This is a genomic window from Cellulomonas soli, from assembly GCF_052036975.1.
Taxonomy (GTDB): domain Bacteria; phylum Actinomycetota; class Actinomycetes; order Actinomycetales; family Cellulomonadaceae; genus Cellulomonas; species Cellulomonas soli_A.
Genome location: NZ_JBQIAR010000009.1, coordinates 86,147 through 108,354, shown reverse-complemented (window position 1 = coordinate 108,354; position 22,208 = coordinate 86,147). Strand labels below are relative to the sequence as shown.

At 73.8% G+C, this 22,208-nt stretch carries 18 protein-coding genes and 1 tRNA gene; 11 read left to right on the top strand and 8 right to left on the bottom strand.

Going from position 1 to position 22,208, the window contains the following annotated elements:
• Window positions 1-34: 34 nt before the first annotated feature.
• Genes ACTHAM_RS11275 through ACTHAM_RS11265 form a run of 3 tightly spaced genes read left to right on the top strand, consistent with a single transcriptional unit; the run spans window position 35 to window position 6,007 of the window.
• The gene (locus ACTHAM_RS11275; RefSeq protein WP_440687424.1) at window positions 35-895 is read left to right on the top strand and encodes a hypothetical protein; all 861 of its coding nucleotides are present in this window, start codon (window positions 35-37) and stop codon (window positions 893-895) included.
• A complete protein-coding gene (locus ACTHAM_RS11270) occupies window positions 892-2,586 on the top strand; it encodes a DNA polymerase Y family protein (RefSeq protein ID WP_440687422.1) in 1,695 nt (564 codons plus the stop codon). Before ACTHAM_RS11275 ends, ACTHAM_RS11270 begins: the two co-directional genes overlap by 4 nt.
• Window positions 2,579-6,007, top strand: coding sequence for an error-prone DNA polymerase (locus ACTHAM_RS11265; protein WP_440687420.1), 3,429 nt, complete (start codon window positions 2,579-2,581; stop codon window positions 6,005-6,007). The genes ACTHAM_RS11270 and ACTHAM_RS11265 overlap by 8 nt, the downstream gene beginning before the upstream one ends.
• Here ACTHAM_RS11265 and ACTHAM_RS11260 read toward each other — a convergent pair.
• Entirely contained in the window at window positions 5,990-7,153 is a 1,164-nt protein-coding gene (locus ACTHAM_RS11260) for an AI-2E family transporter (RefSeq protein ID WP_440687418.1), read from the bottom strand. The two genes, ACTHAM_RS11265 and ACTHAM_RS11260, sit on opposite strands and share 18 nt — an antisense overlap.
• Before the next feature lie 179 nt (window positions 7,154-7,332).
• On the opposite strand from ACTHAM_RS11260, the gene ACTHAM_RS11255 reads away from it, so the two are divergent.
• A tRNA-Leu gene (locus ACTHAM_RS11255) sits at window positions 7,333-7,415 on the top strand.
• A gap of 134 nt (window positions 7,416-7,549) precedes the next feature.
• Here ACTHAM_RS11255 and ACTHAM_RS11250 read toward each other — a convergent pair.
• The 3 genes from ACTHAM_RS11250 to ACTHAM_RS11240 form a co-directional block, all read right to left on the bottom strand.
• Window positions 7,550-7,966 (bottom strand): VOC family protein, encoded by a 417-nt coding sequence (locus tag ACTHAM_RS11250; protein ID WP_440687416.1) that lies wholly within the window; start codon window positions 7,964-7,966, stop codon window positions 7,550-7,552.
• 115 nt (window positions 7,967-8,081) lie between these two features.
• A complete protein-coding gene (locus ACTHAM_RS11245; protein WP_440687414.1) occupies window positions 8,082-8,318 on the bottom strand; it encodes a hypothetical protein in 237 nt (78 codons plus the stop codon).
• Window positions 8,315-9,982 (bottom strand): glycosyltransferase family 2 protein, encoded by a 1,668-nt coding sequence (locus ACTHAM_RS11240; protein ID WP_440687412.1) that lies wholly within the window; start codon window positions 9,980-9,982, stop codon window positions 8,315-8,317. The genes ACTHAM_RS11245 and ACTHAM_RS11240 overlap by 4 nt, the downstream gene beginning before the upstream one ends.
• 285 nt (window positions 9,983-10,267) lie before the next feature.
• On the opposite strand from ACTHAM_RS11240, the gene ACTHAM_RS11235 reads away from it, so the two are divergent.
• Window positions 10,268-11,653: an aspartate aminotransferase family protein gene (locus tag ACTHAM_RS11235; RefSeq protein WP_440687410.1), complete on the top strand. Its 1,386-nt coding sequence runs from the start codon at window positions 10,268-10,270 to the stop codon at window positions 11,651-11,653.
• 4 nt (window positions 11,654-11,657) lie between these two features.
• On the opposite strand, the gene ACTHAM_RS11230 is transcribed toward ACTHAM_RS11235, so the two are convergent.
• A complete protein-coding gene (locus ACTHAM_RS11230) occupies window positions 11,658-12,332 on the bottom strand; it encodes a TetR/AcrR family transcriptional regulator (RefSeq protein ID WP_440687408.1) in 675 nt (224 codons plus the stop codon).
• Between the two features lie 137 nt (window positions 12,333-12,469).
• Between ACTHAM_RS11230 and ACTHAM_RS11225 the strand changes: the two genes are divergently transcribed.
• Window positions 12,470-14,014: an MFS transporter gene (locus tag ACTHAM_RS11225; RefSeq protein WP_440687406.1), complete on the top strand. Its 1,545-nt coding sequence runs from the start codon at window positions 12,470-12,472 to the stop codon at window positions 14,012-14,014.
• A 57-nt stretch (window positions 14,015-14,071) separates the two neighbouring features.
• Window positions 14,072-14,464: a hypothetical protein gene (locus ACTHAM_RS11220; RefSeq protein WP_440687404.1), complete on the top strand. Its 393-nt coding sequence runs from the start codon at window positions 14,072-14,074 to the stop codon at window positions 14,462-14,464.
• Window positions 14,465-14,517: 53 nt separating this feature from the next.
• Here the strand turns inward: ACTHAM_RS11220 and ACTHAM_RS11215 are convergent, their stop codons facing one another.
• On the bottom strand, window positions 14,518-15,162 hold the full coding sequence (locus ACTHAM_RS11215; RefSeq protein WP_440687402.1) for an alpha/beta fold hydrolase: 645 nt from the start codon (window positions 15,160-15,162) through the stop codon (window positions 14,518-14,520).
• Window positions 15,163-15,374: 212 nt separating this feature from the next.
• Window positions 15,375-15,926, bottom strand: a complete 552-nt coding sequence (locus ACTHAM_RS11210) for an Lrp/AsnC family transcriptional regulator (RefSeq protein WP_440687400.1) — start codon at window positions 15,924-15,926, stop codon at window positions 15,375-15,377.
• A gap of 117 nt (window positions 15,927-16,043) precedes the next feature.
• Here ACTHAM_RS11210 and ald point away from each other — a divergent pair, with 117 nt between their 5' ends.
• The 4 genes from ald to ACTHAM_RS11190 all read left to right on the top strand — a co-directional run bounded on the left by ald (window position 16,044) and on the right by ACTHAM_RS11190 (window position 21,854).
• Complete coding sequence (gene ald, locus ACTHAM_RS11205) at window positions 16,044-17,180, top strand: alanine dehydrogenase (protein ID WP_440687398.1); 1,137 nt, start codon at window positions 16,044-16,046, stop codon at window positions 17,178-17,180.
• A 78-nt stretch (window positions 17,181-17,258) separates the two neighbouring features.
• Window positions 17,259-18,302: an NAD-dependent epimerase/dehydratase family protein gene (locus tag ACTHAM_RS11200; RefSeq protein ID WP_440687396.1), complete on the top strand. Its 1,044-nt coding sequence runs from the start codon at window positions 17,259-17,261 to the stop codon at window positions 18,300-18,302.
• 7 nt (window positions 18,303-18,309) lie between these two features.
• A complete protein-coding gene (locus ACTHAM_RS11195; RefSeq protein WP_440687394.1) occupies window positions 18,310-20,415 on the top strand; it encodes a M3 family metallopeptidase in 2,106 nt (701 codons plus the stop codon).
• 95 nt (window positions 20,416-20,510) lie between these two features.
• Entirely contained in the window at window positions 20,511-21,854 is a 1,344-nt protein-coding gene (locus tag ACTHAM_RS11190) for a M20/M25/M40 family metallo-hydrolase (RefSeq protein WP_440687392.1), read from the top strand.
• 30 nt (window positions 21,855-21,884) lie between these two features.
• On the opposite strand, the gene ACTHAM_RS11185 is transcribed toward ACTHAM_RS11190, so the two are convergent.
• Entirely contained in the window at window positions 21,885-22,133 is a 249-nt protein-coding gene (locus ACTHAM_RS11185; RefSeq protein ID WP_440687390.1) for a DUF5703 family protein, read from the bottom strand.
• Between the last annotated feature and the right edge of the window lie 75 nt (window positions 22,134-22,208).

The following is a 22,208-nucleotide window of genomic DNA, read 5'->3' as shown; positions in this document are numbered from 1 at the left end:
TGCACAGCGGGGAGGGCGGGAGGAGGTGGGTGCCGTGACGGTCGAGACCGCCGTCGAGGAGCAGGCGCTCGCCCGTGCCGGGATCACGGACCGGGCGGCCCGTGCGCGGGCCGTGCTGGCGCACGCCGAACGGCGCACGGGCGCGCGGAGCCTGACGGTGCCCTCGCTGTCCCCGGCAGCCCCGGCACCCGCGGCGCTCGTGCCCGCCGTGCCTGCGGTGCCTGTGCCGGTGGCGCCCGCACCCGTGCCGACGGCCTCCCTGCTGACCACCGAGCGCCCACCGTTGCCCGTCCCGCCCGCGCTGGCCTCCCTGCTGCCCGACGGGCTGCGGCGGGGGGCCACCACCGTCGTGCTCGGCTCCACCTCGCTCGTGCTGGCGATGCTCGCGCACGCGTGCGCCGGGGGTGCGTGGGCCGCGCTCGTCGGGCAGCCTGCGGTCGGTCTGCTCGCCGCGGCCCAGGCGGGTGTCGCACTCGAACGGCTCGCCGTGGTGCCCGCGCCCGGGCCGGACGCCGCCCTCGTGGTGGCGGCCCTCGTCGACGGGCTCGACGTCGTCCTGGTCGGACCGCGGGTGGTGCTCACCGACGTCGACCGGCGGCGGCTGTCCGCCCGGGCCCGTGAACGCGGCGCCGTGCTGCTGTCCACCGCGCCCTGGGTGGGCGCCGGGGCGGTGCTGGACGTCGAACCGGGTCGGTGGGCGGGGGTCGGCGAGGGCGAGGGGCACCTGCGCGCGCACGAGGTCACCGTGCTGCGCAGCGGCCGTGGCAGCGCCGCCGTGCCCCGGTCGGTCGAGCTCACGCTGCCGTTGCCGCGTCCCGGCGAGGGGCCCGTGCCCGACGGCACCACGACCACCCTGGTCAGGCCTGCCCGGACCGGGCTGAGGCTCGTCGGATGAGCACCCGCACCACCGTCCTGTGGGTGCCCGACTGGCCGGTCGTCGCCGCGGCCGCCGTCGAGCGGACTCCCGTGCACGTGCCCGCCGTGGTGCACGACGGGCGACGCCTCACCGCGGTGTCCGAGCTCGCCCGCGGGCAGGGTGTGCGCCGCGGCATGCGACGACGGCAGGCGCAGGGCGTGTGCCCCGAGCTGGTGCTGCTGCCCGCCGACGACGCCCGTGACGTGCGCCTGTTCGAACCGGTCGCCGCCGCCGCCGAGACCGTGGTCGCCGGGATCGAGGTGGCCCGCGCCGGCCTGCTCCTGCTGCCCGCGTCCGGGGCGAGCCGCTACCACGGCTCGGAGGAGGCGCTCGCGGAGCTGCTGGTCGCCGCCGTCGGCGAGGCCACGGGGCACGAGTGCGCGGTCGGCACCGCCGACGGGCTGCTGGCCGCCGTGCTGGCCGCCCGCACCGGCTCCGTGGTCCCCGCGGGCGGCTCCCCGGCGTTCCTGGCACCGCGCGGGGTCGGCGAGCTGGTGCACGCCACCGTCAGCGACGACGTCGCCGCGGCCGTCGCCGACCTGGTCGACCTGTGGCACCGGCTCGGGCTGCGCACCCTCGGTCAGATCGCGGCACTGCCCCGCACCGACGTGCACGCCCGGTTCGGCCCGCTGGGCGTGTGGGCGCACACCCTGGCCTGCGGCCGTGACGAGCGACCACCGGCCCGCCGACGCCCCGAGGCCGACCTCGAGGTCTCCGCCCCGCTCGACCCCCCGGTCGACCGTGTCGACACCGCCACGTTCGCCGGGCGCAGGCTGGCCGAGCAGCTGCACGACCTGCTCGTGCAACGGGCCGTGGCGTGCGGGCGCCTGCAGATCGCGGCCCGCACCGACGACGGCGAGGAGCTCGTGCGTACCTGGCGCACCGACCTGGGCGGTTGGGGTGGGCTCACGCCCGCGCGCATCACCGACCGGATCCGCTGGCAGCTGGAGGGCTGGCTCACGGGCGCGGCGGTCGAGGCCGCCCGGGAGCGGTCGCGGCTGACCGGCGGTCGCGACCGCCGACGCCCCCGCGGCCCGCACGACGACGACCTGCTGGAGGTCCCCGACCCCGACCTGCTGGGCGAGGAACCCCACCCCGTCACGCTGGTGCACCTGACCGTCACCGCGCTCGACGTCGCCCCCGCCGGGGCGGAGCAGGGACGGCTGTGGGGCGGACCGTCCGGTGGCGACCTGCGCGCGCACCGCGCCCTGGACCGGGTGCAGGGCATCGTCGGGCTCGACGGCGTCCTGCAGGCCACCCTGCAGGGTGGGCGTGACGTGCGCGACCAGGTGCACCTGCGCCCCTGGGGTGAGCAGTCCGCCCCGGGCCGCCCGCTCGACCGCCCCTGGCCGGGACGCCTGCCGGACCCGGCACCCGCCACCGTGCCACCCGTCCCCGAACCGGTCGACGTGCTCGACGCCCGGGGGGCACCCGTGGGGGTGGACTCCCGGTGCCGCCTGACCGCCGCGCCGGCGACCGTGCGGTGGCGCCCGCACGGCGACCCGGTGCGTGCCGTCGTCGGTTGGGCCGGACCGTGGCTGCTCACCCAACGCTGGTGGGTCGCCGGTGCCGCACCCCGCGCCCACCTGCAGGTCACGCTCGACGACCGGCAGGCGCTGCTGCTGGCCGGCACCCCCGACGGGTGGGTCTGCGAGGCGACCTATGACTGAGCGGACCCCCCGGTACGCCGAGCTGCACGCGCACTCCGCGTTCAGCTTCCTCGACGGCGCCAGCCAGCCCGAGGAGCTGGCCGCCGAAGCCGCCCGGCTGGGCCTGGAGGCGCTGGCCATCACCGACCACGACGGCCTGTACGGCGTGGTGCGGTTCTCCGAGGCTGCCCGTGCCGTGCACCTGCCCACGGTGTTCGGCGCCGAGCTGCACCTGCCCGCACCCGACGGGCGACGCCACCCGCACGAGCGTGCCCCGCGCCCCGGACCGCCCGTGCTGGACCCGCCCACCGGTGTCCCGGACCCGCGATCGACCCACCTGGTGGTCCTGGCGCGCGGTCCGGGCGGGTACCGGGTGCTGTCGCGGGCGATCGCCGAGGCGCACCTGCGCACCGGGCGCAAGGGGGCCGCCGACCACCGGCTCGAGACGCTCGCCGAGACCGCCGCCGGGCAGTGGCTGGTGCTCACCGGCTGCCGCAAGGGCGCCGTGCGACGCGCGCTCGCGGGCGGTGACCCGTCGGGCACGGTCGCGGTCGCCCCGGGCGGGTTCGACGCGGCGCGCACCGAGCTGGACCGGCTCGTGGCCCTGTTCGGCCGGGAGAACGTCGCCGTGGAGCTCACGGCCTCCGGCACCCCGCAGGACGCCGAACGCGCCGACGCGCTCGCGGTGCTGGCCGAGACGATGCACCTGCCGCTGGTGGCCACGGGCAACGTGCACCACGCCACCCCGCGCGACGCCGACCTGGCCGCGGCGCTGGCGGCCGTGCGGGCGCGCTCGTCGTTGGAGGACATGGACGGCTGGCTGCCCGGGGCGCCGGTCGCGCACCTGCGTTCGGCGGCGGAGATGGCGGTGCTGCACCGCCGGTACCCGCAGGCCGTGCGCACGGCGGCCGACCTGGGCGCGCAGTGCGCGTTCGACCTGCGGCTGGTCGCCCCGGACCTGCCGCCGTACCCGGTGCCGCCCGGTCACACGGAGGCGAGCTGGTTGCGCGAGCTGGTCCGGCGCGGTGCGGAGGAGCTGTACGGCCCGCCGGGCCACGAACGCGTGCCCGGGGCGTACGCGCAGCTCGAGCACGAGCTGACCGTCATCGAGGGGCTCGGGTTTCCCGGGTACTTCCTCGTCGTGTACGACCTGGTCGACTTCTGCCGCAAGAACGGGATCCTCGCGCAGGGCCGCGGATCGGCGGCGAACTCGGCGGTCTGCTACGCGCTGCGGGTGACCGCGGTCGACGCAGTGCGCCACGGCCTGCTGTTCGAACGGTTCCTGGCCCCCGAACGGGACGGCCCGCCCGACATCGACGTCGACATCGAGTCGGCCCGCCGTGAGGAGGTCATCCAGTACGTCTACCGCACGCACGGCCGGCAGCACGCGGCGCAGGTGGCCAACGTCATCTCCTACCGTCCGCGCTCGGCCGTGCGCGACGCGGCCCGCGCGCTCGGGTACGACGCCGGGCAGCAGGACGCGTGGGCGTCGGGCATCGAACGCTGGGGGAGCCTGCGCGGCCCGGAGCGAGAGAGCCCGTGGTGGACGATGTACCGCTCCGGCCCGGTCGGCCCGGGGGAGCCGACCGCCGACCGGCACGACGTGGTCCCGGCACGCACGCCGCCGTCGGCCGACGCCCTGGAGGAGATCCCCGACCAGGTGATCGACCTGGCCGAACGGTTCCTGCGGCTGCCCCGCCACCTGGGCATCCACTCCGGCGGCATGGTCATGTGCGACCGGCCGGTGATCGAGGTGTGCCCGGTGGAGTGGGCGCGGATGCCGGGGCGCACGGTGCTGCAGTGGGACAAGGAGGACTGTGCGGACGCCGGGCTGGTGAAGTTCGACCTGCTGGGTCTGGGCATGCTCACCGCGCTGCGTCTCGCGTTCGGGTTCGTGCGCCGGCACGAGGGCGTCGAGCTGGACCTGCACGCGCTGCCCGCGGAGGACCCGCTGGTGTACGACCTGCTGTGCGCGGCGGACACCGTGGGGGTGTTCCAGGTGGAGTCGCGTGCGCAGATGGGCACCTTGCCGCGTCTGCAGCCCCGCCGGTTCTACGACATCGTCATCGAGGTCGCGCTCATCCGCCCTGGGCCGATCCAGGGCGGGTCGGTGCACCCGTACATCGAGCGGTACCGCGGACGGCAGAAGGTGACCTATCCGCACCCGAAGCTGGAGAAGTCACTCCAGCGCACCCTGGGTGTCCCGCTGTTCCAGGAGCAGCTGATGCAGATGGCCATCGACGTGGCCGACTTCACCCCGGCCGAGGCCGACCAGCTGCGCCGGGCGATGGGGTCCAAACGGTCGGTCGAACGCATGGAGGCCCTGCGGGCGCGGCTGATGACGGGCATGGCGAACAACGGTGTCGACGAGCGCACCCGGGAGGAGATCTTCGACAAGCTCAAGGCCTTCGCCGACTTCGGGTTCCCCGAGTCGCACGCGTACTCGTTCGCGTTCCTGGTGTACGCCAGCTCGTGGCTCAAGGTGCACCACCCGGCGGCCTTCTACGCGGGTCTTCTGGCGGCGCAGCCGATGGGTTTCTACTCCCCGCAGACGTTGGCCGCGGACGCCCGCCGGCACGGCCTGGCCGTGCTGCGCCCCGACGTGCAGGCCTCCGACGTCCAGGCGTGCGTGGAACGCACAGGCCCCACGCCGCCGGACGGCGAGCCGCGCCTGGTCCCGGTGCCCAGCGGGACGGCGCCCGTGCGCCCGCCCGGTGCGACCACGGGGGAGCAGCGTGCGCTCGCGGTGCGGATGGGTCTGGCCGCGGTGCGCTCGGTCGGCACGGAGGTCGCCGAGCGGTTGGTCGCCGAGCGCCGGGCGCACGGCCCGTTCGTGGACCTGCGTGATCTGGTGCGCCGCGTCCGGCTGTCCACCACCCAGCTGGAGTCGCTGGCGACCGCCGGGGCGCTGGACTGCCTGGGCGTGACCCGCCGTGAGGCGTTGTGGGCGGCCGGTGCGCTCGCCCAGGAGGGCCCCGACACGCTGCCGGGGGTCTCGGTGGGCGTCAGTGCTCCGACGCTGCCCGGGCTGAGCGAGGTCGAGACCGCCACGGCCGACGTGTGGTCCACCGGGGTCTCGGTCGACTCCTACCCGACGCAGTTCCTGCGCGAGGGGCTGGACGAGGCCGGGGTGCTGCGCGTCGAGCAGGTGTACCGGCACGAGGTGGGGCGCCGGGTCGCCGTGGCCGGGGTCGTCACCCACCGTCAGCGTCCGGGCACAGCCCGCGGGGTGACGTTCCTGTCGTTGGAGGACGAGACCGGTCTGCTCAACGTCATCTGCTCGGCGGGCCTGTGGCAGCGGTTCCGGAAGGAGGCGCGCACGTCGCGGGCGCTCGTGGTGCGCGGCCGGTTGGAACGGGCCGACGGGGCGACGAACCTGGTCGCCGAGCACCTGGCCCCGTTGTCTCTGCGGGTGCGCACCAGCTCACGCGACTTCCGGTGAGGGGCCTTCCTCGAGCGCCGACGCCGCGACAGCCAGGGGGTCGGCGGTATCGGCGGGCTCCGCGGCCGGGTGGGTGCTCGGCGGGTCGAGCGTGCGCAGCTTGGCGAACACCGACCAGGCGACGGCAACCAGCGGCACGGCGATCACCGCCCCGAGGATCCCGGCCGTCAGCGTGCCCGCTGTCACCGCCAGTGCGATGACGACCGGGTGCAACGAGACCTGCTTGCCCATGACGATCGGCTGCAGGAAGTGCCCCTCGAACTGCCCGATGAGTGCGATCCCGACCCCGACGAACACCGCCGACCACACCCCGTTGGCGGCCAGCGCCACGATCATCGCCACGATCATGGCTGCCGGTGCCCCCACCAGGGGGATGAACGCCCCGATGAGCACCAGCACCGCCAGCGGTGCGGACAGCGGGACCCGCAGGGCCGTCAGCAGGATGAACGCGAAGATCCCGTCGGTGACGGCGATGATCACGGTCCCGCGCGTGTACCCGGAGAACGTGTACCAGCCGACCCCTCCGGCCTGGTGCCAGGTCTCCCGGACACGGGAGGGCAGCTGGTTGAGGAACCACGTCCACATCTCGCGTCCGCGGGCCAGGAAGAACACCGAGCAGAAGATCGCCAGCGCGAGCGCCGTGAACACCTCGACGACGGAGCCGGCGCGCGTGGCGGCCTGCCCGGCGATCTCCCCGGCGTGGTCCTGCACCCACTGCTGCGCGGTGGCGATCCACTCGTTGATCTGGTCGTTGGTGATCTGGACCGGTAGCCGCCCGCTCTCCAGGTAGGTCAGCAGCTCACCGATGCCGTCCCCGAACGTCACCGACAGGGCGTTCCACTGGTTCACGATCGAGTAGACGACGTAGGTCAGCAGCCCGAGGAACACCAGGATCCCGCTGAGCAGCCCGAGCCCGGTGGCCAACCCGCGCGGCATGACCTTGGCCAGGAGGTCGACGAGCGGGCGCAGCACGGCGGTGAACACGAACGCCATGAACACCGCGATGAACAGCAGCTGGACGCGCGAGGTGGCGAAGAACACCAGGGCGACCGCCGCGACGACCACGAGCAGCCGCCAGGACACCCCGGCCATCGCGCGCAGCCAGTGCGGTGCGGTGTGCTCGACGTGTCCGGCCTGCTCGCTCATGGGGCCATTCTCCTCACGTGGGGCGCTCGTGTGCGGGTGGACGGCGCCGCGTCGTGCCGTGAGGTCTGATGCCGTCGGGACCGGCGGGCGGCCGAGGGGGCCGATGCGGGTCGCGCGGGGCTCCCGTGCTATGTTTTCTGCCGCACCAAGGGCGCCCACGGGCTCCCGAAGGTCCACCTGTCCGGGTGGCGGAATGGCAGACGCGCTAGCTTGAGGTGCTAGTGCCCTAACGGGCGTGGGGGTTCAAGTCCCCCTCCGGACACTCGTTGAGACAGCGACGACGAAGGCCTCGATCCCCGCCAGGATCGGGGCCTTCGTCGTTCCTCGGTGCGGGGAAACAGCTGCATGGCCCCTCACAGGGCAGGTGCGCGCGGTGTCCGCGGGAGGCCGAGCACGTCACCCGGCGCCGGCCTGTGAGTCGGCGTGCGAGAAGTCCAGGACCGCGTGGTTCGCCTCGATGTTGTTCCCGTCGGGGTCGCGCACGAACGCCGCGTAGTACGACACGACCGGCCCGCCGACGTACTCCGGCCACTCGCGCGCCTCGTGCAGCACCTCGGCGCCGACGTCGAGCGCGGCGGCGAGGAAGGCGTCCACCGCGGCCCGGGCCGGTGCGGCGAAGGCGACGTGAGACTCCCGGAAGCCCTGGCCGAACCGGTGGACGCCGATCCAGAACTCGGGTCCGTGGTCGCCCCACCCGATGGCGTCCGGTGACTTGTCCTCCTGGCGGATCGCTCCCAGCGTGCCGAGGACGGCGTCGTAGAAGCGGGCGGAGGCGTCGAAGTCGGAGACCTGGATCTCCACGTGATCGATCATCGCCCGATGATGGCCCCAGCTCTGCGCGACCCACAAGGAGCACTGTCGCCGCCGGGACCCGAACGGGTGCCTCGGCGGTACGACACCATCCCGGGCGCTGGGCGCCAGCCCCCGGTCAGGCGGGCGGGTAGATGCTGCGGTCCTCGGCGCGCCGGTTGTCGCGGCGCAGCCACCGGCTGGGGTGGACCTTGGGCAGCACCTTGGCGAGCGCGAGCGCGCCGTACATGACGGTGTTGATGGCCACGAACGCCGCGAGGACCCGTACGGGTGCCGAGGTGAGCACACTGTCTGGCAGCGTGCCTGGTCCCGGGGCGGAGCTGATGACGGCCGCCGCGGTGGCCAGGGCGGTCACGGTCGACCGCCGGTGCCGGCAGCCGTCAGCGATCCTGCGGTGGCACCCGTGGCCGTGCCCGTCGGCGCGGTGTGCACCACGTGCTTCCAGCTGGCCTGGCGACCGAGGCAGATGTCGAGCACGCCCTTGACGTAGACGATGTCGAGGAACGCGTCGAAGACGAGCTCGGGCAGCAGCGTCGCGGCGAGCAGCCGCGCTCGCCAGCCGCCGCGCCACACGGTGACGACGCGTTCGAGGGTGAACAGCCCGCCGAGCCCGATCCAGAACGGGAACCAGATCCACTGGTCCGAGCTGAGCAGCGCGAGCGTCAGGAGCAGGAAGTAGGAGCCGAGGGCGATGACGCCGTACCCGATGCCGAGCTGCTGCGCCCAGTAGCGCAGCGTGCGGGGGGTCACGCCGTAGGCGCCGAGGTTCTCCAGCGCGCCTCGCTGCCAGCGCAGGCGCTGGGCCCACAGGGTGCGCCAGGTGGGCATGACCTCGGTGACCACGGTGCACTGCGGCGGGGAGGTCATCAGGGCGCCGAGGGACTTCAGGGCGAGGGTGAGCTCGTTGTCCTCGGTGAGGGCGGCGGTGTCGTACACGTCGCCGGGGGTGCCGGGCAGGCGGGTCCCGCGGCTGTCGGCGACGGCGCGCAGCGCGGCGGGGCGGAACAAGGAGGCGGTGCCGGTCAGCACGAGGACCCGCCCGTCGCGGCGGCGCATCTCGCGGGCGTACCGGAGGTACTCGTTGCGCTGGAACTGGCCGAGGAGCCCGGCGCCGTCCTCGCCGTAGAAGAGGCCGCCGACGGCCATGAGTGCACGGTCGGAGGTCATGCGGGCGACCGCTGTGGCCAGGAACCCGGCGTCGAGCGCGGTGTCGGCGTCCATGACCAGGATCGCGTCGTTGTCGCCCAGGTCGGGCAGCACCTGGGTGAGCACCTGGTTCAGCGCGCCGGCCTTCTTGCGGGTGTTGCCGACGGTCTCGACGACGTCGACTCCGGCGCGTCGGGCCACGGCCACGGTGCCGTCGGTGCAGTTGTCGGCGACGACCACGATGCGCTCGGGCGGGTGCGACTGGGCCTGCAGCGAGGCGATGGTCGCGGGCAGCGAGTGCTCTTCGTCGTGCGCCGGGATGAGCGCGGTGACGGTCACGGGCCCGGCGTAGACGCCGCGGGTGCGGGCCATGACGAGCTTGGGTGCCAGGGGGTCGGTGCGTTGGTCGACGGAGCGTCTGGAGCGGGTGGAGATCCGTTGCTCGACGAGGGCGACTCCGGAGGCGAGCAGGACGGCGAGGGCGAGTGCGGCCAGCAGGATCCGCGTCGGCGGCAGCTCGGTGTCGTAGAGCACGTGCCAGGCGCCCAGCAGGATTCCTTCCTGCACGGCCGCGGTCTCCTGCGGCACCTCGACGGCGAGCAGCAGCCACAGGGCGGTCGCGGCGCTGGCCGCGATGGCGAACACCGCGAGCCCGACCCAGCGCTGCGCCCGCGGTGCCGAGGGGTGCAGGTGGTCGTCCTGGGGGCGCGTCGACGGGGTTCCCGGCGTTGCGTCCGGCAGACGCCGGGGGTGCGGGACCTCGGCGGTGCGGGGCGTGCGGGGTGCGCGGGGTGCAGTGACGACGTCGGCGAGGGCGGCGCCCGGCACGGTGCGGGCGGGTGCTGGCGTGTCGTGGTCGATGCCACCGGTCATGGCGCCTCCCGTCGGTCCGTGCGTGCCCCTCGCGGACACGATCGGCCGGTCGGGAGGTGCGGTGAGCGGCGCACCGGGTGAGGTGGTGCGCGGCGCGGACGAGGCGGGTGCCAGCACCTGCGCCGCCGTTCGCGTCGTCCTGCGAATTCGGTGGCATCTGGCGCGTCCGGCCCCCGATATCGGTGGTCAGGCGATCAATGTACGGGCCATCTCGTTGGTAGAGGCTGGGATTCTCCACCGATCGGTGCGATCATGGGCGCGCACCCACGACGAAGGAGCCCCACGATGCCCACGCGCACCCCGGTCGTCCTCGACCGCACCCGGATCGCCGAGCTGACCGCGCGCGAGTCTGCGCGACTCGACGAGCGCACGCCGGGCTCGGCCGCGATGTACGCCCGCGCCCGTCGGACGCTCTCGGGCGGTGTCGCGTCGTCCTACCAGGTGCGCGAGCCGTGGCCGATCTACCTCGAGCGCGGCGAGGGCTCGGCGGTGTGGGACGTCGACGGCCACCGGATGGTCGACTTCCACAACGGGTTCGGCTCCATGGTGCAGGGCCACGCCCACCCCGTGATCAGCGAGGCCGTCACGGCCCGCCTCGCGCGCGGCACGCACTTCGCGGCGCCCACCGAGGACGCCGTCGTGGTCGGCGAGGAGCTCAAGCGCCGCTGGGGCCTGCCGCGCTGGCGGTACGTCAACTCCGGCTCGGAGGCGACCATGGACGCCATCCGCATCGCCCGCGCGCTGACCGGCCGCGACACGATCATCAAGGTGTTCGGCTCGTACCACGGCCACCACGACTACGTCATGGTTTCCATCGGCGTCCCCTACGGCGAGATCGGCGACCGCGACAACCTCGCCTCGCTGCCTTACGGCGCCGGCATCCCGCAGTCCTCGGTCGACATGACGGTACCCGTGCCGTTCAACGACGCCCCGGCCATGGAACGCCGGATCGAGCGGCTGATCGCCGAGGGTCGCAAGCCTGCCGCGGTGATCATGGAGGCCGCCATGATGAACCTCGGCATCGTGCTCCCCGAGCCTGGCTACCTGGAGGCCGTCCGCGAGATCACCCGCCGGCACGGCATCGTGCTGATCTTCGACGAGGTCAAGACCGGCCTGTGCATCGCAGCCGGGGGAGCGACCGAACGCTTCGGCGTCACGCCCGACATGGTCACGCTCGCCAAGGCCCTGGGCGGGGGCCTGCCGCTGGGTGCCATCGGCGGTACGGAAGAGGTCTTCGAGGTCGTCGAGAGCGGCGCGGTCTACCAGGTCGGCACCTACAACGGGAACCCGCTGGGTGTGGCTGCGGCGCGGGCGAGTCTGGAGAAGGTCCTCACGCCCGAGGCCTACGCCCACCTCGACGCGCTCAACGAGCACATGGTCACCGGCTGCCAGGCCGTCATCGACGAGTTCGGCCTGCCCGGCTACGCCGTCGGGGTCGCCTCCAAGGGCTGCGTGACGTTCGCGCCGGAGAAGATCGTCGACTACGAGTCGTTCAAGAAGTACCAGGACGGCGAGCTGGCCGACCTGGCCTGGCTGTACAACATGAACCGCGGGGTGTTCATGACCCCGGGGCGCGAGGAGGAGTGGACGCTGTCGGTGCAGCACACGCAGGCCGACTGCGACGTCTTCATCGACGCGTTCGCCCAGCTGGCCGCCGAGCTGACCAGCTGAACCGTCAGTCCTGGGCGGCCGGAGGAGCCGTCGGGGGCACCCAGGTCGCCAACGGCACGATGACGTCGTCGACCATCCGCTCGACGAAGCCGTCCGCGAGCCGGCCACCGTTGGCGAGCTTGTGGTACTGCAGCAGGGCGGGCCCGACGAGCGCGATCACGTCGAGGTCGCGACCGGGGGGGACCTCACCGCGCTCGCGGGCGCGGTCGAGCAGACCGCGCATGAGCGCGACCTTCGACCGGACGAACTGCTCGTGGAAGATCGCGGCGACCTCCGGGTCGTCCTGCACGACCGACCAGACCCCGGCGAGTGCGTCGTCGGTGTCGTTGCTGGTGGCGCGCGTGCGGCTGTCGCGCATGGCGAGCAGGTCACCGCGCAGCGACCCGGTGTCGGGGATGTCCTCGAGGCGGACCTGGCTGCTGCGTCGGCACACGAGCGCGTCGGCGGTGAGACGGACCTTGGAGGGCCAGCGCCGGTAGACCGTGGCCTTGCCCGCACCGGCGCGGTCGGCGACGGCGTCCATGGTCATGCCCTCGTACCCGCGTTCGGCGAGCAGCTCGAGGGTCGCGGCCAGGATCGCGTCGTCCTTCGCCTCGTCGCGCCGACGGCCGGGCCGGGGTGCGGGGCGGTCGGTCGACGGGTCGGTCGGGTGGTCGGCGGGGCGCACCTGCGCGCTCATCGTCGGGGCTCCTCTCCTGGGGTGCCCATTGTCGGGCCTGGCGACCCGTCGAGCAAATACGAGACCCAGGGGTTCCGGAACTGGCCAGTTCTGTATTACCGTCGAGCCACCGACCCCGACGTCCCCGGAGCATCCCCATGTCCTCCAGCACCTCCGCACCGGCACCGACCGGCGCGCCCACGGCCCTCGACAGGGCCGACCACCCGCGTCGGCGCTGGTTCGTCCTCGCGGCCGTCGCCCTCGCCCAGCTGATGGTCGTGCTCGACGCGACCATCGTGAACATCGCGCTGCCGTCTGCGCAGGCCGACCTCGGCTTCTCCGACAACGACCGGCAGTGGGTCGTCACCGCCTACTCCCTGGCCTTCGGCAGCCTGCTGCTGCTCGGCGGGCGCCTGGCCGACCTGGTGGGACGCCGGCGGATGTTCCTGCTCGGTCTTGTCGGCTTCGCGGTGGCCTCCGGCCTCGGAGGCGCCGCGCAGACCTTCGGCCAGCTGGTCGGCGCCCGGGCGCTGCAGGGCGTGTTCGGCGCGATGCTCGCCCCCGCCGCGCTGTCCGTGCTGACCACCACGTTCACCGCACCCCGCGAGCGGGGGCGCGCGTTCGGCGTGTTCGGTGCGATCGCCGGCATGGGCGGGGCCATCGGGCTGCTGCTCGGCGGGTACCTCACCGAGCGCCTCGACTGGCGCTGGAACCTCTACGTGAATGTCGCGATCGCCGTCGTGGCCTTCGTCGCCGGCGTGGTGCTGCTGCCTCGTGGGGGGCGTACCGGCCAGGGGCGCCTCGACCTCGTGGGCGTGCTGCTGGGCTCGGCGGGGCTGTTCTCCTTGGTCTACGGCTTCTCGCAGGCCGAGCCGCGCGGCTGGGACGCCGTGCTGACCTGGGGGCCGCTGGTGGCCAGCGTGGTGCTCCTGGGGCTGTTCGTGCTGCGCCAGCGCACGTCCTCCGCACCCGTGCTCCCGCTCGATGTCGTGCTCGACCGGGACCGCGGCGGGGCGTTCCTGGCGATCCTCGTCGCCGGTTCGGGTGTCTTCGGGGTGTTCCTGTTCCTCACCTACTACCTGCAGACGACCCTCGGGTACACGCCGATGCAGACCGGCACCGCGTTCATGCCGATGATCGTCGCGATGATCGTCACCGCGCAGGTGCAGTCGAACCTGCTGCTGCCGCGGTTCGGGCCCAAGGTACTGGTGCCGATCGGCATGCTGGTCGCCGCGTCGGCCCTGCTGTGGTTCACGACCCTGCAGGTGGACTCCGGCTACGGCCGGGTCGTGCCGGGGCTGGTCGCCCTCGGTGTGGGCATGGCCTCGATCATGCCGGCCTCGTTCCAGATCGCGACGCTGGGCGTGGCACCCCGCCAGGCGGGCGCCGCCTCGGCGATGGTGTCCACGAGCCAGCAGGTCGGCGGGGCCATCGGCACGGCGCTGCTGAACACGCTCGCGGCGACAGCCGCGACCCGGTACGTCAGCGAGCACGCGCCGGCCTCGCCCGAGGTGCTCGCCCAGGCCGCGCTGCACAGCTTCTCGACCGCGTACACCTGGTCCGCGGGCATCTTCGTGCTGGGGGCCGTGCTGACGGTCACGCTGTTCCGCACCCGGGCCGCCCGCGCGGCGCTGGTCGGCCCGCCGGCGTCGGTCGACGGCACGGCCGCGATGCGTGAGGACGTGCCGGTGCTGGCGCACTGACGGGATGCCATCGGACGACACCCTTGGGGGTGTACCCCCAGGGGGTATCGTCTCCTCGTGAGCGAATCGACCCCCGACCGCCCGGGCCTGACCGCGTGCGCGCTGTGCGCCGGCGAGACCCTGGGCGTCAGCGACGACGCACCGGGTGGCCAGCGGGGCCGGCTGGAACGCCTCGATCAGGCGGGCGTCGCACGGCTCACCTTCGTCGACTGCCTCGACGAGTGCGAGCGCGGGGACGTCGTGGTCGCACGCCCCGCAGCCCCCCGGCGTGCCTCCGGCGTCGCGCCGGTCTGGTTCGCGCGGCTCGCCGGCGACCGGACGACCGCCGACCTCGAGCGGTGGCTGCGCGCGGGCGGGCCGGGCGCCGCACCGGTCCCGGGCGCGCTGCGTGAGCACGTCCTGGTCCGCGAGGCGCCGGACGACGCCCAGGGCGAGTCCGCTCCGGCCTGACCCTGGGTGCGCACGACCTCCCGCCCCTCGTACCGGGACGGCGGCCGGCCAGGTCAGGCCGGTGCGAGCACGTCGAGACGACGCAGATGCTGCACCGCGTCGAGCAGCAGCCGGTTGAACGCCACCGGCGCGTGGCTGTTGACGTCGTGTCCCGCACCGCGGACCACGTGCAGGCGCAGCCCCGGCAGCACGCCGCGGTACCGGCGCTCGTCGAGCCGCAACGGGTCGCGCGACCCGTTGACCACCCAGACGGGCAGCCGCAGCCGGCGCAGGTCCGCCAGCGGGGAGTAGCCGGTCAGTGCACCGAGCATGTCCGTGACGACGTGCCACGTGCCGCCGCCGAGCCCGAGCCACCGCGTCACGTGGTGGGAGGCATGTCGGTAGGCGCGCAGGGGCTTGCCCCGCAGCTCGGTCGAGCATCCGGCGAGCACCACACCGGCGAGCTTGTCCTGGTGCTGCCCGGCGTAGGCCAGGGAGGCGTACCCGCCGAGGGAGAGCCCGACGAGCAGCGGGGGTCGTGCGCACGCCGCGACGGCGTCGTCGATGGCGGCCATGGCGCCGTCCCAGGTGAAGCGCTCGCCGGACCGGGTCCCGTGGCCGGGCAGGTCGAGGGCGATCGTGGGATGCCCGACGCGCGTGAGCGCGGCGACCTGGTGCTGCCAGATCGCGGACGAGGTGCGCGTGCCGTGCACGAGCACGATCGGTCGTCCGATGATGACTCCTCGACGAGGCGTAGGGGAGTGGCCGGTGGCCACAGCGGCCGCCGTGGCCGCGATACCGACGAGGGTATCCGCCGATCCTGGGGGTCCCCTGGGTCCACGGCGTCACAGCCGGTAGCCCGGGCGGCCGACCAGCCAGGACGCCGGCGGTGTGATCTTCGTCTCTCGCGCCGCGTGCCGCGGGTGCACCCCTAGCCGGAGGCCGTCGTGGGTGCGTGCAGGTGCTCGAAGACGATGCTCGTCTGGGTGTGCGCCACCTCGGGCCGTGTGCTCAGGTGCTCCACGACGAACGCGCGCAGCGCGGGGGCGTCGCGCACCGCCACGTGCACCAGGACGTCCTCGGACCCGCCGAGCATGTAGACGTCGCGCACCTCGGGTCGGGAGGCGATGCGGTGGGCGAACTCGGCCAGGCGCGCACGGGCGGCGGCCTGCAGCCGGACGGCGATGATCGCCTGCAACCCCCGGCCGACTGCCTCCGGGTCGATGACGGCGTGGAACCCGCGCAGCACCCCGGAGTCGAGCAGGGCGCGCACGCGCGCATGGCAGGTGGAAGGGGCGATGCCGACCGCGGCGGCCAGGTCCTTGTTGGAGATCCGCCCGTCGCGTTCCAGCTCGTGCAGCAGCTGGCGGTCGATGGCGTCGAGCGTCGGGTGTGCGCCTGCGGCAGGGTGGCCCGTCGGGTCGAAGCCTGTTCGGCGTACAGGCGCAGCTGATCCGGCCCCGGCCGAAGATGTCGTCGACATAGGGCGACGATACCGAAGGAACATCAGTTGTCATCCGTCTGCAACACACGAAGTTCACACTGGGACGTGACGTAGACCACAGCCGCTGCGGCGGCCTGCACACCCGGAGCACCCCCGATGAGGATCGCCGTCCCCCGCGAGGTCAAGAACCGTGAGTACCGCGTCGCCGTGACACCGGCCGGCGTGCAACAGCTGTCCCGCGCCGGCCACCAGGTCGTCGTCCAGAGCGGGGCGGGCATCGGTGCAGGCATCCCCGACGAGCAGTACTCGGCCGCCGGCGCCGAGCTGGTCGCCGACGTGGACCGCGTGTGGGGCGAGGCCGACCTGGTGTGCAAGGTCAAGGAGCCGATCGCCTCCGAGTACCGGCACCTGCGTGAGGGCCTCGTGCTGTTCACCTACCTGCATCTCGCCGCTGACCGCGCCGGCACGGACGCGTTGCTCGCCTCCGGCACCACGTCGATCGCGTACGAGACCGTGCAGCTGGCCGACGGCTCGCTGCCGCTGCTGGCCCCCATGAGCGAGGTCGCCGGGCGCCTGGCACCGCAGGTCGGCGCTTACCACCTGATGACCAACGAGGGCGGCGAGGGCGTCCTGCTCGGCGGCGTGCCGGGCACCGCCCCGGCCAAGGTGCTCGTGCTCGGCGGCGGGGTCGTCGGACGGCACGCCACCGAGATCGCCCTGGGCATGCGGGCCGACGTCACCGTGCTCGACCTGTCGCTGCCGAGGCTGCGGGAGCTCGACACCGCGTTCGGTGGCCGCGTGCGCACGCTGGCCTCCAGCGCCTGGGTGCTCGAGCGCGAGCTGCTGGACGCCGACCTGGTGGTCGGTGCCGTGCTGGTGCCCGGAGCCCGCGCCCCGCGGCTGGTCACCGACGAGCTCGTCTCCACCATGAAGCCCGGTTCGGTGCTGGTCGACGTGGCCGTCGACCAGGGCGGATGCTTCGAGTCGACCCGGGCCACCACGCACGACGAGCCGACGTTCCGGGTGCACGAGTCGGTGTTCTACTGCGTCGCCAACATGCCCGGCGCGGTACCGGTGACCTCCACGCGCGCGCTGACCAACGCGACCCTGCCGTACCTGTCCACCATCGCGGACCAGGGCTGGAGGACCGCCGTGGTCAGCGACCCGGCCCTGGCAGGCGGCCTGACGACCCACGCGGGGGACCTGTTCAGCGCCCCGGTCGCGGTCGCGCACGGCTACTCCGCGCGCACCCTGGCGGACGTCGGCGCGGCACCGGCGGTGAGCCTGAGCTGAGGCCTCGCGCGAGCGAGGTCTCTCCTCGGCCCGGACGGCGGTCCATCGCGCCGTCCGGGTCGGCCGTACGGTCGGGTCATGGCGACGGCACTGGTGATCGGCGGAAGCGGTCAGATCGGACGAGCGGCGGTACCGGCCCTGCTGGCCGACGGCTGGGACGTGCGGGTGCTCACGCGCGACAGTCCCGCACGCGCCACGGTCGTCCGTGAGCTGGGTGCCGAGCCGGTCGTCGGCGACCGGCGCGACCCCGCCGCGCTCGCCCGAGCCCTGGGCGGCGGCGTCGACGTGGTGGTGGACGTCGTGGCGTTCGACGACCGAGACGCCGAGCGCCTGCTCGTGCACCGGCACCTGATCGGCTCCGCGGTTGTCGTCTCCAGCGCGGCGGTGTACGTCGACGACGCCGGGGACGGGTTCGAGACGGAGCGGTTCGGCACGTTCCCCGACCCGGTCGAGGAGGACCAGCCGACGGTTGCCCCGGGCCGTACCGGTTACGCGGCGAGCAAGGTCGCCCTCGAGCAGGCCTGGCTCGCCGCCGACGACGTCCCCGCGACCGTGCTGCGCCCCGGAGCGATCCACGGGCCCGGGTGCGTCCAGCCGCGCGAGTGGCTGTTCGTCCGTCACGCGCTCGACGGGCGGCCGGTGCGGCTGCTCAGCCACGACGGCGCGAGCCGGTTCCACACGACGTCGACCGTCGTGCTGGCCGACCTGGTCCGGCGCGCCGCCGCACGGCCGGGCCGGCGGGTCCTGAACGCTGCGGATCCCGAGGCGCTCACGGTCGCCGAGATCGCCGACGCGGTCGGGACGCACCTCGACCACCATCCCCGCACGGTGACGTTCCCGGGACCGCCCGTCGGTGGGCTCGGCGCGACCCCGTGGTCCGTGCCCGGGCCGTTGGTGCTCGCCATGGGCCGGGCGCGCGACGAGCTCGGCCACACGGGTGCGCCGGGCTACCGGGAGACGGTCGGCGCGGCCGTCGACGACCTGCTGGCCCGCACCGCGCACGTCGACGACTGGCGCGCGGTGCTGCCCGGGTTCGCCCGCATGGAGGCGGCCATGGGTCCGTTCCTCGACTACGCGGCCGAGGACGCGTGGCTGACCTCGCGCGAGGAGCCTCGGGGATGATGGACGCATGACATCGACCGCCCCCGGCGCACCTGAGCCCCTCGACCCGACGAACCCGTTCGCGCAGCCCTCGACGCTGCCGTACGCCCTGCCGGACTACACCGCCATCCGCGAGGAGCACTACCTGCCGGCGCTGCTCGCGGGCATGGCCGAGCAGCGGGCCGAGGTCGCGGCGATCGCGACCGACCCCGCGCCGGCGACGGTCGAGAACACGCTGGAGGCGCTCGAACGCTCCGGCCGGCTGCTGCACCGGGCAGCGATCGCCTTCTACAACCAGTCGAGTGCCGACGCGACACCGGGGCTGGAGCAGGTCGAGGAGCAGGTCGCCCCGCTGCTGGCCGCGCACGACGACGCGATCCACCTCGACGCGCGCCTGTTCGCCCGGGTGGAGTCCCTGCAGGCGCAGGTCGACGCCGGCGAGCTCACGCTCGAGCCCGACACGGCCTGGCTCCTGCACCGCACCCGCACGGCGTTCGTCCGCGCCGGCGTGGGCCTCGACGACGCCGCTCAGGACCGTCTGCGCGAGCTGAACGGTCGCATCACGAGCCTCGAGGCCGCGTTCGGCCGCAAGTTGCTGGCCGGCGCGAACGCGGCGGCCGTGCTCGTGACCAACGAGGCCGAGCTCGACGGCCTGCCCGACGACGCCCGCGCCGCCGCGCGTCAGGCCGCCGCCGACCGCGGGCACGCCGAGGGCTGGCTGCTCGAGCTGCAGCTGCCGACCCAGCAGGGCCCGCTCGTGCAGCTGCGTGACCGGGGTCTGCGGCAGCGGTTCTTCGAGGCGTCGGCGACGCGCGGCGCGACCGGCGACGAGCACGACACCCGCAGCACGATCCTGGAGCTGGTGCGCCTGCGTGCCGAGCGCGCGGGCCTGCTCGGCTACGAGCACCACGCCGCGTACGTGGCGGCCGATGCCACCGCGCGCACGGCCGAGGCCGTCGAGCAGATCCTGGGCCGGCTCGCCCCGGTCGCCGTGCAGAACGCCCGCCAGGAGGCGGTCGACCTGACCGCTGCCCTCGAGCGCGACCACCCCGGTGCCACGCTCGAGCCGTGGGACTGGGCGTACTACGCCGAGCAGGTCCGCAAGGAGCGCCGCTCGCTCGACGACTCCCTGCTGCGCCCGTACCTCGAGCTCGACCGGGTGCTCACCGAGGGTGTGTTCCGTGCCGCGCACCTGCTCTACGGCCTGTCGTTCACCGAGCGCGCGGATCTGGTCGGCTACCACCCGGACGTGCGCGTCTTCGAGGTGTTCGACGCCGACGGTTCCGCGATCGGCCTGTTCCTGGCCGACTACTGGACGCGCGAGTCCAAGCGCGGCGGGGCGTGGATGAACAACCTCGTCGACCAGTCCACCCTGCTCGACGAGCTGCCCGTCGTGGTGAACAACCTCAACATCCCCAAGCCGCCGGCCGGCGAGCCGACGCTGCTCGCGTGGGACGAGGTCATCACGATGTTCCACGAGTTCGGGCACGCGCTGCACGGGCTGTTCTCGGCCGTGCGCTACCCCTCGCAGTCCGGCACCGAGGTGCCGCGCGACTTCGTCGAGTACCCCTCGCAGGTCAACGAGATGTGGGCGTGGGAGCCGACGATCCTGCGCTCCTACGCGGTGCACCACCGCACCGGCGAGCCGATGCCGACGGCGTGGGTCGACACGCTGCTGGCCGCACGGCAGGACGGCGAGGGCTTCGCGACGACCGAGTACCTGGCCGCCGCGCTGCTCGACCAGGCCTGGTACCGGCTCGCCCCGCAGGACGTGCCCACGGACGTGGCCGACGTGCTGCCGTTCGAGGCGGCCGCGCTCGAGGCAGCCGGGGTCGCGTTCGCCCCGGTGCCGCCGCGGTACCGCACGACGTACTTCAACCACGTCTTCGGTGGCGGCTACTCGGCCGGGTACTACTCGTACATCTGGTCCGAGGTGCTCGACGCCGACACGGTGACGTGGTTCGAGGAGAACGGTGGCCTGCGCCGCGAGAACGGCGACACGTTCCGGGCGAGGCTGCTCTCGCGCGGCGGTTCGTGCGACCCGATGGACGCGTTCCGCGACCTGCGCGGCCGTGACCCGCAGATTGACCCGCTGCTCGTGCGCCGCGGCTTGGCAGACGGGCCCGTCGGCTGAGGTCCCGCACGCTCGGCGGCCACGTGCCGTGCGACGACCGGACCGGCGGCACGTGCCCGCCGGTCCGGTCATGACCTGCGAGTACGGTGGAGACCATGCCTGCCGAGCCCGTGCGCCCCGCCCTGTCGAGCCCCGTGACCGCCGAGGACGAGGTCCTCGACCTGTGCCGCGACCTCATCCGGTTCGACACGTCGAACTACGGCGACAACACCGGCCCGGGGGAGCGCGAGGCCACCGAGCACGTCGCCGGTCTGCTCGCCGAGGTCGGCCTGGACGTCGAGGTGTTCGAGAGTGCGCCGGGCCGCGCCAACCTGGTCACCCGGTTCGAGGGAAGCGACCCCACCAAGCCGGCCCTGGTGCTGCACGGGCACCTCGACGTCGTGCCGGCCCGCGCCGAGGACTGGTCGGTGGACCCGTTCGCCGCCGAGGTCCGCGACGGGCTGCTGTGGGGCCGCGGTGCCGTCGACATGAAGGACATGGACGCGATGATCCTGGCGGTCGTGCGCCAGATGGCCCGTGAGGGTCGGCGCCCGGCACGGGACGTGGTGGTTGCGATGTTCGCCGACGAGGAGGCCGGCGGCACCTACGGCGCCCACTGGGTCGTCGACCACCGACCCGAGCTGTTCGAGGGCGCGACCGAGGCGATCAGCGAGGTCGGCGGCTTCTCGGTCGACGTCGGCGGACGGCGCGCGTACCTGGTGCAGACCGCGGAGAAGGGGCTGGCGTGGCTGCGTCTGATCGCCGACGGGCGGGCCGGGCACGGCAGCCAGGTCAACGACGACAACGCGGTGACGCACCTGGCCGAGGCCGTGGCCCGGCTCGGACGGTACGCCTGGCCGCTGCACCTGACCCCCACGGTCCGTGCGCTGCTCGAGGGCGTCTCCGCCCTGACCGGGCTGCCGTTCGACCCGGAGGACCCCGAGGGCGTCGACCGGCTGGTCGCCGCCCTGGGCCCCGCGTCCCGCTTCGTGGGCGCCACGCTGCGCAACACCACGAACCCGAGCCAGCTGACCGCCGGGTACAAGGCCAACGTGATCCCCGGGCAGGCGCAGGCGGCCGTCGACGGACGGTTCCTGCCGGGTCAGGAGGCACAGTTCGACGCCACCGTCGCCGAGCTCGTCGGCCCGCACGTGCGCGTCGAGCACATCCACCGCGACACGGCGCTCGAGGTGCCGTTCACCGGCTCCCTGGTGGACGCGATGGTCGACTCGCTCGTCGCGGAGGACCCGGGCGCCGCTGTGCTGCCTTACACGCTCTCGGGGGGGACCGACAACAAGTCGCTGTCGCAGCTGGGCATCGTCGGCTACGGGTTCGCCCCGCTGCGCCTGCCTGCCGACCTCGACTTCGCCGGCATGTTCCACGGTGTCGACGAGCGGGTGCCCGTCGACGCCCTGACCTTCGGGACCCGGGTCCTCGACCGCCTGCTCAGCACCTACTGAGGGGACCTGCCCGTGGGGCCACCGGCGTCCTCAGCCCAGGGCGTCGGTGAGCGTGCTGCGCACCCGGATGATCCGTCGGCGCAACCAGACCTTGCGGTCCCCGCCGGCGTACAGGCGGGTGCGGGCCAGCTCCCAGCGGCCGTACTCGGCCTCCTCGGTGAGCATGCGCCGGGCGTCGTTGCGGCTGGTCGCACGGCCGATCGTCAGGACCCGGTACTCGTACTGGCCGCCCTGCGCGAGCCAGTCGCTGCGGTTCGTCCGCTTCGCCGCCTCTGCCATCGCCCACCCCGTCCCCGTCGTGGTGCACCGCCCGTCCCGTCCTGCCAGGCCCGGGGGGTATCGCTGTGCCATTGT